General features: G+C 63.8%; 11 protein-coding genes. All 11 read right to left on the reverse strand.

Annotation, left to right across the window (positions count from 1 at the left end; all coding sequences use genetic code 11):
* Positions 1-4 precede the first annotated feature (4 nt).
* From Q1A52_RS02610 to Q1A52_RS02660, 11 genes are read right to left on the reverse strand one after another with little or no spacing between them, the layout of a single operon-like run.
* Positions 5-1,036 carry a hypothetical protein gene (locus tag Q1A52_RS02610; RefSeq protein ID WP_300010439.1) on the reverse strand — a complete coding sequence of 344 codons (1,032 nt, stop codon included), beginning with the start codon at positions 1,034-1,036 and terminating at the stop codon, positions 5-7.
* Positions 1,036-2,262 carry a hypothetical protein gene (locus tag Q1A52_RS02615; RefSeq protein ID WP_300010442.1) on the reverse strand — a complete coding sequence of 409 codons (1,227 nt, stop codon included), beginning with the start codon at positions 2,260-2,262 and terminating at the stop codon, positions 1,036-1,038. Before Q1A52_RS02615 ends, Q1A52_RS02610 begins: the two co-directional genes overlap by 1 nt.
* 12 nt (positions 2,263-2,274) lie before the next feature.
* Positions 2,275-3,654, reverse strand: a complete 1,380-nt coding sequence (locus tag Q1A52_RS02620) for a hypothetical protein (protein WP_300010444.1) — start codon at positions 3,652-3,654, stop codon at positions 2,275-2,277.
* A 17-nt stretch (positions 3,655-3,671) separates the two neighbouring features.
* Complete coding sequence (locus Q1A52_RS02625) at positions 3,672-4,703, reverse strand: hypothetical protein (protein ID WP_300010447.1); 1,032 nt, start codon at positions 4,701-4,703, stop codon at positions 3,672-3,674.
* A gap of 21 nt (positions 4,704-4,724) precedes the next feature.
* Positions 4,725-6,476 (reverse strand): hypothetical protein, encoded by a 1,752-nt coding sequence (locus Q1A52_RS02630; RefSeq protein WP_300010450.1) that lies wholly within the window; start codon positions 6,474-6,476, stop codon positions 4,725-4,727.
* A 56-nt stretch (positions 6,477-6,532) separates the two neighbouring features.
* Positions 6,533-7,981: a S8 family serine peptidase gene (locus Q1A52_RS02635; protein WP_300010453.1), complete on the reverse strand. Its 1,449-nt coding sequence runs from the start codon at positions 7,979-7,981 to the stop codon at positions 6,533-6,535.
* A complete protein-coding gene (locus Q1A52_RS02640) occupies positions 7,978-8,805 on the reverse strand; it encodes a hypothetical protein (protein ID WP_300010456.1) in 828 nt (275 codons plus the stop codon). The genes Q1A52_RS02635 and Q1A52_RS02640 overlap by 4 nt, the downstream gene beginning before the upstream one ends.
* Positions 8,802-9,050, reverse strand: coding sequence for a hypothetical protein (locus Q1A52_RS02645; RefSeq protein ID WP_300010459.1), 249 nt, complete (start codon positions 9,048-9,050; stop codon positions 8,802-8,804). The genes Q1A52_RS02640 and Q1A52_RS02645 overlap by 4 nt, the downstream gene beginning before the upstream one ends.
* Positions 9,047-10,138: a hypothetical protein gene (locus Q1A52_RS02650; protein ID WP_300010462.1), complete on the reverse strand. Its 1,092-nt coding sequence runs from the start codon at positions 10,136-10,138 to the stop codon at positions 9,047-9,049. The genes Q1A52_RS02645 and Q1A52_RS02650 overlap by 4 nt, the downstream gene beginning before the upstream one ends.
* A 12-nt stretch (positions 10,139-10,150) precedes the next feature.
* A complete protein-coding gene (locus tag Q1A52_RS02655; RefSeq protein ID WP_300010465.1) occupies positions 10,151-14,929 on the reverse strand; it encodes a papain-like cysteine protease family protein in 4,779 nt (1,592 codons plus the stop codon).
* A gap of 5 nt (positions 14,930-14,934) precedes the next feature.
* Entirely contained in the window at positions 14,935-15,309 is a 375-nt protein-coding gene (locus tag Q1A52_RS02660; protein WP_299780582.1) for a DUF3467 domain-containing protein, read from the reverse strand.
* Positions 15,310-15,312: the final 3 nt, after the last annotated feature.

Here is a 15,312-nt window from a genome sequence, read left to right on the forward strand (position 1 = left end):
GGCGTCACACCCCCAGGTCGGCCCAATCCGACGCCGGTGGGGTGTTCCCCTGACCCCAGAGCCCCCCTTGTCCAGGCGGTGGCGGTGCAGGTGCCTGGGTCCGCGCATGCAACTCGCTGATGGTCAGCGAGGCCTGCAACCACTCCACGGCAGCCGGGATCACCGGATCACCGCGCCCGACAATCGGTTGACCATATTGCCGCAACCTTTCTGCAGCATCGGCCAGCCAGACAATAATTGTCATGCCCGCACGACCCCGATCCACGAACATGCGCGGATCGCCCCCTGTCATCCGCGCGCGCCTGCGGATGCCTGCGATTACGTCCCAGACGTCCCGTGCCGCAAAGAGACCGCGCAGATGCGGGTGTTTGAGGATCGCGAGCGCTTCTTTGAGCGCCGCCATCAGCTCGGTTGCCAGAAACGGCGTAATGCCGCCGCCCGCACGGGACAGGTTGCCCAACATGCCGCGTGCCGCGGATCGGATACGTGCCGTATTGGCAGAGGGCGCATCGTTCGAATAGCGCGCCTGTTGTTCGTCCAGCCGGTAGATTGCCTCGCAGAGCTCCAGCATCCGCGCCTCGAACGCCATGTTCGCCACACCATCCGCCGGGATCGGACCGTAAGAGACCCCAAAGAGGCGGGCATAGAAGGCGCTGCGCTCGGACGGATCAGGCCGCTGGTGACGCTTGCGCCAGAAGGCGTGCAGGGGTCCCGCCACAGGGCCAAGATCAATCCCAAGCGCCCCGGAGGAGGCGAGAGACGACAGCGTTTCCGCCGAAGAGATGATGCCCGCAGGCTCCAGATCAGCCGCCAGATAGAGCGCCCCGAGCGCTCGCATCTGCGCCCGGTCAACCTGGGTTGCAGCACTGGGGGGCAGTTCGATATCGCCGAGCATATCCAGACCAACCGCGAAGACGGAAGCCTGTGCTGCGGCGGCGTGGCGACTGCCATCTTCCAGCAGCTGGTCGAGCACCTCTTCGGGCGCGGGCGGCGGCTGGGTCGCATGAGCATAAGCAAAGAGCGGTTGATGTATCATCACGCGCCTCCCTCGGCTGGGTCTGCATTGGGATTGAACGGGCTGGAATTGCCCTGGATTGTAGAAATCATGCCCGGCGTCGCCATTTTTTCAAGCGGCAGGTAGTCGGATTTGAAGTTGACCCGCACCTCGCCCGACAGCCGCGATTTGACCTCGGCCTTGGATTCTGAGGTCTCGTCCACGGCAGAGCCGACGGTCGCCACATGTTCACTGCTGGTCGAGGTGCCAATGGAACCAGAAACCGGCGAATACCACGACCCATAGCCCGCGCGCGCACTGAACGAAGAGGCATCGGTTTTCTTGTCGTGCATCGATGCGGTGTATTGCCGCCCGGCAGTGTCATGGGCGCGCATGTCAAAGATGACTTTTGCGCGGATCGACCCGTCGGTCACGACAATGCGGTTGATGCCCAGCATGACCATCGAGCTTAGCAGTTGCTGGCGGGATTGGGCCATCTCCAACCGGGCAGCGGTCACCAGCCGCAGTTCCGCATCAGCGTCCGATATGTCCGATATCGGCGGGTTGACGTTCATCTCCTTGCTGATGCGGGCAAGTGAAACCTCCGGGTCCTCGCCGCGCGCTTCCAGCCGGGCTTGGGTCTCTGCACCGACTTCCCCGTCGCCTTCGGCGAAGCTGTCAGCGCTGGAGAAGAAGCCAACCCCCAGTTCGCCGGGGTATTTTTCGGCCAGATAGTCACGCCCTGCGGACTGACCGATGTTGTCCGCCATAAACTGATCGACGGTCTTGCTGACATTCGCGATCAATTCGCCATAGGCACGCATCTGCTCGATACTGGCCTCGACCATCGCCTGAAAGACATTTGTGATTAGCCCGCCGACGAATTTGGGGAAATCCACCTTCTGGATCAGTTCGCCGTATTGCTCGACGCCCTGCTCCACCGCGCCGGCAACGAAATCCTGCCCGGCAAAACCGGGGCTCTCAGACAATGCCTCCTTGGTGGCATTGACCGCCGCGTCAGACAGGGCCGCGGCGGGTGGCGATCTGTCGGGCGGTGGTGCTACATCGCCGTCACCGATCTCGGACAGCACGCCATCGGGGTCGGTCATATAGGACAGGACCTTGGCCGTGTTCCGGGCCATTGCCTGTTTCTCGGTCTGGCTCAGCGCCTCGTAGTTGGGCATCGCCTCCAGAAACGCACGGGTCTGCCGCCGCGCGGCATCCAGCGCTTCGGCGCTTGTCCAATCAGGAGGATGTGCGGGCTGCATCACCTGGCCCCTTTAAGATGGTGGTGCCGGGAGTGCCCCGGTGCCTGGTGTGGTCTGCCCTGAGTTGGCAGTCTCGCCTGGGGCCGGTGCCACCTGTCTGGCAGAGGGCAGAACGTTCGGATCAACCGGTGACGAGTTGCCCTGGATCGCAGCGATCATGCCCGGCGTCGCCATCTTCTCCAGCGGCAGATAGTCGGATTTGAAGTTGACGGAGACATTGCCCGCCAGCTGCACCTTGGTCTGGATCTGCGTCTCCGATCCGGTCATGGCGCTGGCCGAGGCCGTGATCACCGGCTTGTCCTGATACTTGTGCTTGCCCTTGAGATAGAACTCGGCATTCCGTGTGCCGCCTTCGGACCCGCCATCGCCATCATAGCTGCGGCCCCGGCGCTCGCTGCTGGAGTCGATTTCCATTTCGCTTTCGCCGGACCTGACGGTCTGAACATTGCCATCGGCATCCCGCGCCACGTCCATCGCCGTCGCCGACCGACGTGAAATCTGCCGATCCCCGGCGCGGAAATCATAGAGGATTTTCGCCGAAATCCGACCATCGGTCACAACGATCCGGTTGATCCCCATCAGGATCAGCGAGGCCATCATCTGCTGGCGCTGCTTGGCCAGTTGCAGGCGGGCGTTGTGCACCAGCGCCTTCTCGACATTCTCATCGCTCAGATCGAGCGTCTTCAGCTCGCCATTTTCAAAGCTGATCGAATTGTTGACCTTGCGCAGGGCCGCATCTTCCTCAACCCCCTCGCGCAGCTTGAGTTTGGGTTGCGCGGGGCCGTCGTCAAAACCGCCCCAGTCATCCATGCCGATTTCGAACAGATCGGGGAACTTGTCGACCATATGGTCGCGACCCTGATTTTCGGACACATGCTGATCCATGAAGGAATCAAGGCTTTGCGCGACAGAAGCGATCAGTTCCTGATATTGCTCCATCTGTTCCATGGACGATTGCACGATACTCTGGAAAACATTCTGGATCAGCCCACCAACGAAATCATCGAACCGAACCTGGTCGAGCAGCAGCCCGGCAACTTCGGCACCCTCACGGGCGGCTTCGGCCCGGAAGGGACCTGCGGCCACGTCTTCCACCGCATCCATGCGTTCCTGAAAGGTCGCCTCTTGCACCGGTTGCGGATCGTCCTCAAGCGCACTGGCCGTCGTGCCCACCCCACCGGGAATGGTATTGCCGGGAAAGCCCATCGGGCTGGCGAGGAAATCGGCCACTTTCGTCATGTTGTTCGCAAAGGTCTGGCGTTCTTTGTCATCCAGCGCCTGAAAAGCCTCAGACTTCTCCAGTAGATCGCGCACTTTGCGGCGCACATGGATGTTCGGTGCGTTACCTTTCTGCAGGGCGGCGGCAGGAGCCGGTGGGGCAATATTAAACATGGGACGCGCTCCTTATGTCAGGCGGCTGTCTGCTCGGGCGTGGGAAGTTCGAATTCCGCGGGGCGCAGGTAGAGGCTAACGCGCGGCGGGCTGACGCGGTTGGTCCGCAGGCTGACGATCGAAAAACGCCCTGGCCAATAGTCATCGTCCGGGGTCAGCGCACCCATCCAGCGTTCCAGCGCCCGCAGTGACCTGGGCCGTTCCGCCAGCCCCATCGTCAACAGGCTGAGAAAGCTGGGCGGCACGTCGTCAATGGCACTCAGCAACACGTAGATTTCGAAATCCGGCCCGGCGGGTCCGTGGCCAAAAGCCAGGAGCGTACTGTGCGCGGGCAGGTCGAACTTGCCCCCCAGAACCAGACCCAGCGTCTGCATGATACTGCCCAATCGGTGCCCCAACCCCAGCACATCCAGCGTCGGCTGCAGATCCGATAGCTTCAGCGGTGTGGTGCAGGCGAAAGTCAGGCGCTGCTCGCCCGCGTCACGGCGCGCGGCAATGGTGGTGAAAAGCGGCTTGAGGCCCGGAATGCCCTGCAGCGCCGTCATCACAACCCGCACCAGACTGGGCGGTAGCCCGTCGATGGCCCCCTGCCCCTCCGGCGTCTCATAGTAGACCTTGGTGGTGTGCAGCCCGTTGCGATCATGCGCGGTGCCAAAGAAGGCCCCATAGTTCAGCGCAGCGTTGCCATGAAACCCCCGGTGCGGTTCTGAGGCCTGATCGAACCAGCGCACCGCCTCGCGCCCCGCCAGCCCATTGACAAAAGACCGCATCGCAGCCGTGACCGTGTCGCGCCGGTCGATCCCCGGTGCTTCAGGCGGCAGCGGCTGCAACGTGATGCGCATTTTGTCCGGCTGATCTTCCGCAAAGGACGGCTCAACCGGCAGGGCCATGGGCATCAGCATGTTGCGCCCGTAGGCAGCGGGATCATCCCGCACAAAGGTCCGTTCCAGCAGCGGCTCCAGATCCCCCGCCGGATTGGCTGTGTTCAGATGATCGGCCCATCGCGACAGCTTGTGTTTGACACGATTGGCCAGTGGATGCGTAAACATAACATGTCTCCTCTCTGGGCTTCAGTGACGGCTCAGACCGATGCCAAGGTCGCCAATGTCGCCCACGATCTCCTGCACAACAGAGGGCATTTGAATGGGCCGGGACGGTTGCTCTTCCGCGGCACGCATCGCGGCATACTGGTTGGTCTCCGTATCCGGGATCGCGTATTCCGACAGGTAAAGCTCGCAGGCATTCACAAAGTCGAAATCATTGGGATGCGTGATCGCCTTCTGCCCGGGCGGATAAGGCGACGGGTTGCGCACTTCGCCCATATCCAGCAGCTGGCCCGTGCTCGACATGATGTGATGGGCGTTGTTTGCCAGCCAGGCGGTGATGATCGTCCCGCAGGTCGCAAGGGTCTGATACTTCAGCGTGTTTTTCGGTCCACCCGGCAGATGCAGCGTGTTGATCTGGTCACAGACCTGCCACATGTCTCGCGCCCCGAAGTTTGCACGGATTTCCGGATGGCTCAGCACATCGATCACGAAGTTCAGCTGTTTCTGCAACTCGCCTGCGGCGTAGTAGGCCATGCCGTAGCCGTGCAATGACAGGTTCGCCGCCAGATCGCGCGCGGCCTTGCGGGCGCGTTGCTGGAAGATGAACGACACGTTTTCCGCCTCGCGGTACTGGGTGATCAGCTTCGAGACATTGCTGCACAGATGCAGCATCAGCGGTTGCGCATTTTCATTCCGCGAATATCCCGGCTCGCCACCCGGTACACCGATGGTCTGCGACAGGAAGGTGCGCCGCTCCAGATCGCTCAGCCGGTTGGGCGCGTCACGCCAGTAGTTGAACAGCCACTGGCCCACGTCGTTGTTGCCGACCAGCACGATCTCACCGCGCTGGCTGGCCTCGACACAGTAGTCAAGGCATTGGAATGCCCGAATTTCATCGAACATGGCCGAGACGAACATCACGCCCATCAGCCGGATGTTTTCCGGCACCAGGTTGTAGCGGTCCAGTGCTTCGAGGTCGGGCGGGTTGATGCCGTTGTCGCGGGTGGCGACGCGGGTATAGGGCCCGGCCTCGTCAATGTGCTGAAAGCGGTTCAGCGCCTCGTTCACGCGGCGGCGCAGTTGGATTTCATCCGCCGACACGCCACGCCGTACCAGTTCGCGCATGATTTCCGCGAACTCGCGGACCATCACCTCGGGGTCACGACCGCCGCGACCGTCCGCATTACCCTCCTCTGCAAGGATCGGCAGCACCAGACGGGCAAGGTCTTCCATGCCCTTGGTTTCGCCCAAAGCTGAATAAAAGGCCTGCGAGACGCTGTTCCAGCGCGTGTCCGACCGGTCCGGGACAATGCAGAACCCTGCAGGCACCGGGCTGGAGGCCGCGATGATCTGTGGCGCCTCCGTGCCTTCCAGTTCCAGGATGCCAAGGGTCAGGGCCGCCAGAACGATGTTCTCATCCTTGGGCGATGACACCGCAGACATCTTGGGCGTCTTGGAACTGTCGGATGCCAGTTTCGCAAACTTCAGCCTGCCGTCATCATGCGCGACAAGCGTTTCCTTATTTGCGCAATCCTCGTCCTGCATCAGGTAGCGGAAGGCGGCGAACAGCGGGTTGGCGGTTTCCTTGGGGTCCGTGGCCGCGTCGATGACCTTCAGCACCCTGTTGATGCGGTCGAGCTCCTCCTGCTCGGTCTGCGCCAGTTGCAGCTTGTCTGCGATCTTCTTGTCCAACTGCGCTTTGCGGTTGGTCAGTTTGAGGTGTTCCTTGATCTCCCGCAATGCAATATCGCGGAAACGGGTTTTGTAAAGTGCCATGTCAAGTCTCCTTGATTGTGCTCGATGGCGGGATCGGACGGGGGAACAGGATCAGCTCAATGCACATGCTGCCCTCCCATCTCTCCGGGTGAATGGACGATCATCTCGTCCAGGGTGGTCAGTGCGGCGGCGGCATCGAGAATACCCGCCCCCGCACCGGAATGAGTTGCCCCGCCGGGAAACGGCTGGCAGGAGCGGGTGAGAATGTCGCGCACCTGCTGGCCGTCCAGCGGGCGCGACATGCGCGCGGCACGGGACACCAGCAGGGCGGCAGCACCGGCGACAAAGGGCGCGGCAAAGCTGGTGCCCGTGGCATACTGGTAGCTGCCAAGCGACGTCGTCAGTATCCGCGCGCCAGGTGCTGAAAGCGTCACGTGATCACCACGTGTGGAAAAGGCGGCTGGCTGGCCGGTCGCATCCACGGCACCAACGGTAATGACTTCGGGGTACGCCGCGGGCCAGAAACGCTCTTCGCGTCCGGAATTGCCAGAGGCCACGACAATCACGCACCCCCGCGCAGCGGCGTATCGGATCGTATCTTCGTGCGGGCGCGGGCTGTTCGGGGCCAGTGCGGCGTCGCTGGTGCCAAAGCTCAGGTTCAGCACCTTCGCGCCCAGATTGACCGCCAATGTGATCGCCAGATCGAGATCCGACAGCGCGCCCAACCCGACCGGCAGGACCTTGTCCGGCAGTTTCGCGGCCCCCAGCGCGCGCATCGGCAAAACGCGACACTGTCCGGCCACTCCCGGCGGCATATCAAGGCCAAGGGCGGCAATGATCCCGGCGCACCCCATGCCGTGCCCGACGAAATCATCCACCGGATGCGGGTCATTCTCCGTGTAGTCGCCCAGCAGATGCACCCCCGGGGCGACGTCGGTGCTGTGCAGTTTGACGGTGTCAAATCCGCCCTCCCGCACACGGCCCGCCAGTTCCGGATGCCCCTGCGAGACGCCGCTGTCGATCACCCCGATCAGGATGCCCGGATCGCCGGGCTCGTGCTCCAAAGCCTCCGCAGCGCCCACCATGTTGCGCGGGTGCCATGCGGTCGCGTCATTGGTCGCGCGGGGTCGTTCCAGCCCCGGTTCAACATCCATGTTCTGCGCGGTCATGTAGTTGGGCGTGACCGCCTCGACGGCGGCAATCTGGCGCAACCGGTCGCATATCCGCGCAATCGGCGCACCGCGCGGCACTTTGACAAAAAAGGTCCGTGCAACACCCGTGACCTGTTCCACATCATCGTATCCACGATGGCGATGGCCGCGATGCTGCTGGCTGCAGGCCGCACAATGCAGCCGCGCGGCACGGACTGCCCCGGCATACCGCGACAGGATGCGGTCTACCGGGCCCCGATCCAGATGATGCGCGGGATCATGGCAGCAGTCATGCACATCCAGCAGCGCCGGCGCATGGTCGGGCGCCTCCCCCAGCCGCATCTTGACCAGCAGGCTGGTGGGAGAGGAATACACCCGGTCATCGGGGTCGGCCCAGGGCATCAGAAGGTTCATGACACGCCCTCCGGTGCGGGCGGCAGGGTCCCTGCCGAGCCATTCTCCGACGATGAAACAGGCGCGACGGGTGCGGAAAAAGCCGACAGATCAAAACTCATGGAAGTGGACAGGTCCGGGGCCGCTTCCACCCGCATTTCGCCGGACCATTGGTCCGCCTCGGGCGCCAGCAGAATCTCTCGCGGTGTTGCCTTGAGGATCGGCGTGGGCCGCCCGTCGATACGGACGGCGGGCGTGCGCCCCTCCTCTGTCAGGTTCCGGCCCCGCACCCGCAGGATGCGGCGCAGCTGCCCGGGTGTGTCATCGTCGCGGTCCACCGGTGACACGTCCTCGACCATGGGCGATGCCGCGCGGCGCAGCGCCTTGCGCAGCCGATCCACGGGCAGGTTGGTGACCCGCCCGATTTCACCACCGATGCCCTCGCGTTCTAACTCTCGCAGCTTGCCCACGGTGCGCACGCCGACCCATTCCAGCTTGCGCCGCTCTTCCTCGGTCAGGTCCTCATCGAGCGTATCGAGCGCCTGATCATCGGGGTCCGTGGCGAAGGCAGCGGCGTTTTCCTCAATCATCGGGCGGGTGATGGCGGTAAAGACGATGTGAAACACGCTGGCTTCTTTCTCATCCGCGCCTGCGGGCCGTATGCGGATTTCCCCGGCGGCAAATTCCACATGCGCCCGCAGATCAAGGTTGATGTCCTTGATGGCAAAGGTCATCGGCAGGTTGAGGTTGCGCGCCTTGACGGCCATGGCCGATTGCGCCTTGTCCAGCTGGCTCTGAACCGCTTGGATGAAGTTTTCGAGCGGGAGGGTTGCCTGTGCGTTCATACCGGCACCTCCCCCAGCGTGATGGTCAGCTGTGCGGGTTCCGGATCAAATGCCGTGCGGCGCCGAAACAGTGGGAAATCGGCCTGAAAAATACCCTCATCCCCCGCCCAGCGGACATCTAGCGGCACGGACATTTCCAACGAGGTAACGCGCAGCGGCAACTGGCCCGCCGCCACCAGCGTTTCGGTCATCGCGCCGTCGGCGATATCCGTCAGGGTTTCATGCAGGGGACGCAGAAGGCTCATGATCCGCCGCCTCCCTGCGGGCTAGGCGCGGGTGGGAGCGCCGCAGGTGCCGGTGCAGCCGGTTGTGGTGCGACCGGCGCAGGGACCGGTGCCGGGGTTGGTGCCGGTGCAATCGGCTGCTGTTCGGCGCGCGCGATGGCGGCCCGATTGCGGGAGTGGCGCTCCAGAATAGCCATTTCTGCCTGATCCATAAAACGGTCGAGCGGCAGGGTCTCGGAGGCAAAGTTGATTTTCACATCGCCATAGAGCCGCGCTTCCAGCTCGGAATCCGACTGCGCGTTCACGTCGATAGTCGATACCTTGGTCACGGCGGACCCACGCTGTGTGCCCCGCCGCCCCCATTGCGTTTGGCCCGACGCGGGATCGTTCGAGGTCGCGAAATCCAGCGCAACGCTGTCCGAAGCCGCAGCGCGGAACCGCAGCCGCGCGCCAATGGTGCCGTCCTTGACCACGACGCGGTTCATGCCGGTCAAGACCATGGTAGCCAGTGTCGACAGCCGTTGTTGCGCCACCCGTTCGCGCGCGGCGGGCAGCACGGATTGTTCCAGAAACTCGCCCGACAGCTCATTGCCGTCCAGCCCGAAATCCGCCAGCCAGCTGGGCGGCTCGGTGAACTCCTCTTCGGAGGCCTGGCGCGGTGTCAGTTGGTATTCATTGCCGGTGTTCACCAGCTGTACGTCACCGGGGTATTGTTCTGCCAGCCAGTCTCGCGCCTGATTACGGGTCACGTTTTCGCGGGCAAACTGGTCAAGCGGCTTGGCAACAGCGGCCACCAGATCGGCGTAGGCCTCCATCTGTCGGATGGCGCTGTCGGTGATACCGTTGAAGGTGCCGTCAACGAGGGAGGCGACAAAGGCCGGGAAGTCGATTTCATCCAGCAGCGCGCCCGTGCGCCGCCCCAGCGCATCGGTGGCCTTTTCGCGGGGCGGTTTCTTCTCCGCGGCCGGGTCCTGAAAGGGTTGCTGAGGCTGCGCGCCGGGCTGTGGCGGGATTTCATTGCCAAAGATGTCCCGTGCCAGCGGTGCCGCCACCGCGCGTGTCGGGGCAGGCGGTGGCGGGGGAAGTCCCTGATGATATTTACCGGTCACGCGCGCGGCTCCCTATGCCATGGCCGCTTGCGGGGTGAGGCTCTCATCCGCGTGGCTGACCTCATGCTTGCCGGAGCCGCAGAGGATCACGTGGCACACGCCGGTCCGGGTCTGTTCCCCCTGTTTGGTGAAGGCCGTGCGGACGGTGACCTGCAGCTTGGTCTCATCGGAATCCGATGGCCCAGGTCCTACGTCCGTGGTGACGGCCACGGCCCATCCATCGTGGACAGCCGGGCTGCCGGGGGCTGTCCGGACATTGCCCACGGCTCCACCGCCGTAGGACCAGTCGAGCACGACGCCGCCCTTGCTGCGGCCCGATGCCCCGTCAAGATAAGGCCAGTCGTCCAGCACGACCTGTTGCCCCGGTATCAGTGGCTGTGCAACGGCAGGCGGCATGTCGGGATACACGCTGCCGTCCATCAGGAAGAGCGCATAGCGCACGCCGTTGCGGTCCACGTCCGACCGGTGGATCGTCACGCCCGGCGGCGGGAAATCACCGTCGGGATGCGGGGTTGGCTGCGGTGGCATGATCGGTGGTTCGATGGGGGGCGGCACCGGCTGTCCGGGTAGGGGCGGCATCGCGCCATTCTGAGGGCCGGGTGCGGGCGTGCCCGCGCTCGCCTGCATCATCGCAGCCAACGCCGAGGCGGCGGCGGGCGGAACCGCAGGGGCCGCAGCTGCACCGTTGCCCGGGTGCTGTGGTGCACCCTCTGCTGCCGGTGGCTGCGCCACAGGCGCAGCGGGCGGGGGCACGGCAGGCACCGCCGGCGCAGGTGCAGGTGCCGCCGGACTGGGGGTAAAGGCGGTTGTGACAGCCATCGAAATCGCCTCAATCTGGCTCGGCAGTGTCGGGCCTGACGCAAGACGCATGGCCAGTGCCAGCGGCAGGTCAGCGGCATCCAGCAGCACGGCCCCGGTCACCTGGGTATCCGTTGCGAAAGAGCGTGCCTTGGCCCATTGCGTGAAGAGTTGCGGCTCCCCTTCGGCAATTGTCACCAGCAGCTTGGCCGGGTCCGCAGCGTTTGCCGCAGCAGCAGCGGGATCGCCACCATAGCGGAAGATCGTACCACCGGGAGCAACGCCGACGCCCGGCGCACCGTAGCTTTGCGGGGTGTCGAGCCCCACGGCGATGGTCCAGCCGCGTGTGGCCGCCAATGCCGGAAGCTGCGCTAGAGCCGCCACATGATCTGCGCCCAATATCTCTGTCACGGCGCTGGTCCAGCGTGTCTCGGTCGGCACGCCGTTCGGACCGCTCACGGGGATCACGGCGGCAGGCGCAATCGGCGCGACCTCCTCCGAAATCGTGACGGCAATTGCTGCAGGCGTCGCCGCACCGTTAGGTGTGGGGGAGGGGGCGGCAGGCGGCGCAGATGCCGCATCCTTCATCAGCGCTGCCGCATAGCCCGGGGGCGGTGCCTGCGTGCCTCGGTTCAGCGTATGACCGTGGTGCCCGCCCGCATGCAATATCTGGAAGGATCGCCCGGTGGTCGACGCCCCCATCAGCTCATATTCCTGCTGGAAAGCGGGCCATGTCATGATGTAGCGGCTGCCGGTAAGATGGGTGGATTTGTGACTGCCAGGCGTGCCAGGCGTGCCGACGATCCGGTCCCAAGGGTCCGTGATCCGCACCATCAGGTCACCATTTTCATCGTTGTACATGCCGGTCACGACAACCGCGTGCAGCGATCCGGGCAGCGCCACGCCAACCCAAAGCGGGCCGTTGTCTTCCAGCAGATCGCGGAACCCTTGGGCGGTGAAGCTTTGTCCCGCCATTGCCGTCAGCTCCAGAGCCTCTGCGAGGTCCTGCACATTATCCGGGTTCAGGCCCTTTTTGATCGGCCTGCCCGCGATTTCAGCGACCATGCTCGGCGACAGGCTGATCTTGTCCCGCCAGCCGACAACCATGGCGGCCGCCGCCGCCCAGCAGCTTGCATTGGTCGGCTGCGCCACCTGATCGACATCATCCCAGTTGATGGTGAAACTCTCGTTGATCGCAAGCGCTTGGGCACTTGATCCGGGGCGCGCGACGGTGACCCAACGCGTGTTGACCTCGGTATCTCCCCATCCGGCAAGCGAGCTGGGTCCGTTCCCGGCGGCCACCGGGTCATAGCGATAGATCGACCGACCATTCACATAAAGCTCATGACAGGGGAAGCCGTCATGCCGCCCGCCAGCCCTGACCTGAATCTGGCCATTGTGCATGCGGATGAAGACGGCGACATCGGCGTCGATGTCGGGGGCGACACGCGACAGCGGCATCGCCCCTTCGGCCTTCACGCTGACAACGGAGGCATTCTCCAGCGCCGCCTGTATCGCCCAGCGCCCGGAGGTGCCCATCTCGACGTTCAGATTGTCGTCATCGGCGCGCAGCGTCTTGCGTTCGGTCGGCGTGGCGCCTGACCGTCTGCCCAGCCACCAGTCCGGTTTGCCGCTGACTGGATAGGTATCATCGCTGTCATAGGCTTTGGATTCGCTCCAGTGGCGGCGCAGAACGCGCAGGCGTTCGATGCCCATGCCACGGGTCAGCTTGACCGACGCCACGATTTCGCCCCGGCTGCTGCCCTGATCATAAGAGAACCCACGCCCGTCGCCGCCGTAATCATCGCTGAACGGTCCGGTGATCGCCGGGGAGGGAATGAACATGCGGTATTTGATTTCGAGCGTGTAGGGATCGCTGTTCGCGCTCAAGGCCTGCGACCCGCTGCGGCCCGAGCCCGCCAGCGCACGCGTCGTGTCGCGCCAGGAAAAATGCCGCCGGAACGGGGTCAAAACACGGGCCGATCCCCCGTTGCGATTGACGTGTTCAGCCACCTTTTCCTGGAAACTGCGCCACAGCCGTTCCGCCACGGCGAAAGCAGGCGTTTCAAGCGCGCCCATCGCGCTGGGATAAGTGAAACGATCCGCACCGCGGGTGTAGATGATATAGCCGTCGTCGTCCGTTTCCCGAATGCCGAATTCGCGGTGACCGGAGACGGGATGTGTGCCCGTTGTTGGGGTTTCGATGGTGGTAAAACGCCATTTGCGCGGCTCCACCTTGGAGGCCACGACCGCCGCGTTATCGCCGGGGATACGCAGGTTGAACATGGTACCTTCGGGGCTCGACCCGCTCCATTTGCGCGAATCCGCTGCAGAGAAGAAGTCAAACCGGGTCAGCGTCGGATTGACGAAGCGCGCCATGTTGATGCGGATGTGCCGGATCAGGTCTTCGGCGGATTGGCCGGACGGCAGGCGGCCGACTTTCACCTCCAGCAGATCAAGGTTCAGATCACCGCGAGCGCTGGCGAAGGTCTGAATACTGAACCCGCGTCTGCTGACCTCCGAACGGATGGCGGAGGGCACGCGCCAGCGCAGCAGATGCCGCCACCGGGGCGCATAGCGGCGCGCGTCGGCGCTGCTGTCGCGAAGCATCGGTTCGGCCAGAACCGGATTGGCCCCGAAAGCTGCCGCAAAACCGAGGCTCTGGGACACGCCGCGCTGCACGCCCGCATAGACATCCAGGGGCGAGCCAATGCCGAGACCGATCTCGACAGATACGCCGATGAATTCGTTGTTGGTATCGAAGATCGCAGCACCGCCGCCCACAAGGCCCTCGCCCGCAGAGAAACCAGCCACGTAAGTGATCCCCTCGAAGGCTGAAACACCGCCATTCAGAACCGTCATCTGAATGGTGCCGCTGATCGAGAAGATCGCCCCGAGATCAAGCTCGCCCACGCCGTAGACGCCCAGCTTGTTGCCCGGCGCAAAGATGACACCGGTGCCCAGGGCCCCGCCAGCGGCGAACCCACCTGAAACGGCAATACCCAGACCGACGGACAGGCCCTGTGCATTGGCAAGTCGAATAGCCGCAACCGTGGTCGCCAGAGGGGGATTGGCGATGATTGCCGCATCAAGTGCAAGCTCTAGCGCTGTGCCCATCGGGCTCGTTTCGGGTGCCTGTGCCGCGATTTTCTCACCGACCCGCACGTCGCGCACAGCGGGCTGCGTATCGCCCAGTGCTGCTGCGATCGCCGCATCTTCGGGAGGGGTCCCCTCCTCCGCCTGAATCTCGGCCTCTTCCTCGGCGCTGACGTCATCATCCTCATTCTCGGCGACATCGTCGGCGTCGATCTCTTCTTCCGGTCCGGGCACGACACGCGCGGCAGGCGGTGCGTCCTCCGGCAACGGCGGCAGATCACCAAATCCATCGTTATAGGGCGCAGGTTTGGCCGCCGGTGCGCCATTGCCGTTCTGACCGTCGGGCGGCTGCGACGCCTGCCCGTTTTGCCCATTCTGCCCGGTTCGACCGTTCTGCGGGGTTTCCACCTCATCCGTGCTGGGTTGTGCGGTATCTCCGGCCCAAGTCAGACCCGCCTGACCATTGCTGCCGTATCCCGGCAGCTGCTGTGCCCGGTTCGGGAACATCCGCACACGCCGCAGGCTGCGCCCGGTCAACCCCGCAAGCGTGATATAAACGCTGTCGGCATCCGGCATGACCTGCACCTGATACCCCGTGCTTTGATCCGCAGGGCGCGTGGCCAGCGCGAAATAGAGCTTCTCCTTGCCAACGAAACGCGCCAGCACCTCAGCGGGCACAATATAGACGGCCTCGCCCTCCAGGATCTGCAGCGGCCCCATCGACGCCGTGGAGAAGAAGTTATCAGGGGACCGTTTCTCCGCATTCAGAAACAGGGCCGGGTCGGTTGCCAGCGTGACTTCTGCAAGTTGCGGCATCCCGTGGCTTCGGATGGTGAAGCCCAGCATGGGATAGCGGTCGCTGATCGAAATACGGTTCGGGCTGATGTCTGAGCGCATGGGTGTCACCTGTCCTTGGGATCGTCGAGGGCGGATCCCGATCCTGTGGATCGGGGCTTGCGCCGGGCCGCAGCAGCTCGGCGTTCAAAATCTGGGGAAATGTCGAGAATGCTGGCCAGCGGGTCGTCCTCGCGAACATCCGCAATCGCGCCAAAGTCACGTTCGAACTGTTCGACGGAGCGCGACAACAGGCGCATCAGCAGTTTCGCATGGGTCGGGCCAAGCGCCAGCCGGCTGTTGATTGTTGCCGTGCCGCGCTGCGGGTCAATCTGACCGAAATCGATCAGGAACTCGTAAGGGTTGTGCCCCACTTCGAAGTAGTTCGCATATCCGGCGATAAGCGTTCGCCCGTCACTCGGAGGCGCATGACCGTCAGCCATTGG

This window comes from uncultured Roseobacter sp. (genome assembly GCF_947488185.1).
Classification (GTDB): Bacteria; Pseudomonadota; Alphaproteobacteria; order Rhodobacterales; family Rhodobacteraceae; genus Roseobacter.

Coding starts and splice junctions, on each gene's coding strand:
- Q1A52_RS02610 (WP_300010439.1), bottom strand. CDS start 1,036: ATGATACATCAACCGCTCTTTGCTTATGCTCATGCGACCCAGCCGCCG.
- Q1A52_RS02615 (WP_300010442.1), bottom strand. CDS start 2,262: ATGCAGCCCGCACATCCTCCTGATTGGACAAGCGCCGAAGCGCTGGAT.
- Q1A52_RS02620 (WP_300010444.1), bottom strand. CDS start 3,654: ATGTTTAATATTGCCCCACCGGCTCCTGCCGCCGCCCTGCAGAAAGGT.
- Q1A52_RS02625 (WP_300010447.1), bottom strand. CDS start 4,703: ATGTTTACGCATCCACTGGCCAATCGTGTCAAACACAAGCTGTCGCGA.
- Q1A52_RS02630 (WP_300010450.1), bottom strand. CDS start 6,476: ATGGCACTTTACAAAACCCGTTTCCGCGATATTGCATTGCGGGAGATC.
- Q1A52_RS02635 (WP_300010453.1), bottom strand. CDS start 7,981: ATGAACCTTCTGATGCCCTGGGCCGACCCCGATGACCGGGTGTATTCC.
- Q1A52_RS02640 (WP_300010456.1), bottom strand. CDS start 8,805: ATGAACGCACAGGCAACCCTCCCGCTCGAAAACTTCATCCAAGCGGTT.
- Q1A52_RS02645 (WP_300010459.1), bottom strand. CDS start 9,050: ATGAGCCTTCTGCGTCCCCTGCATGAAACCCTGACGGATATCGCCGAC.
- Q1A52_RS02655 (WP_300010465.1), bottom strand. CDS start 14,929: ATGCGCTCAGACATCAGCCCGAACCGTATTTCGATCAGCGACCGCTAT.
- Q1A52_RS02660 (WP_299780582.1), bottom strand. CDS start 15,309: ATGGCTGACGGTCATGCGCCTCCGAGTGACGGGCGAACGCTTATCGCC.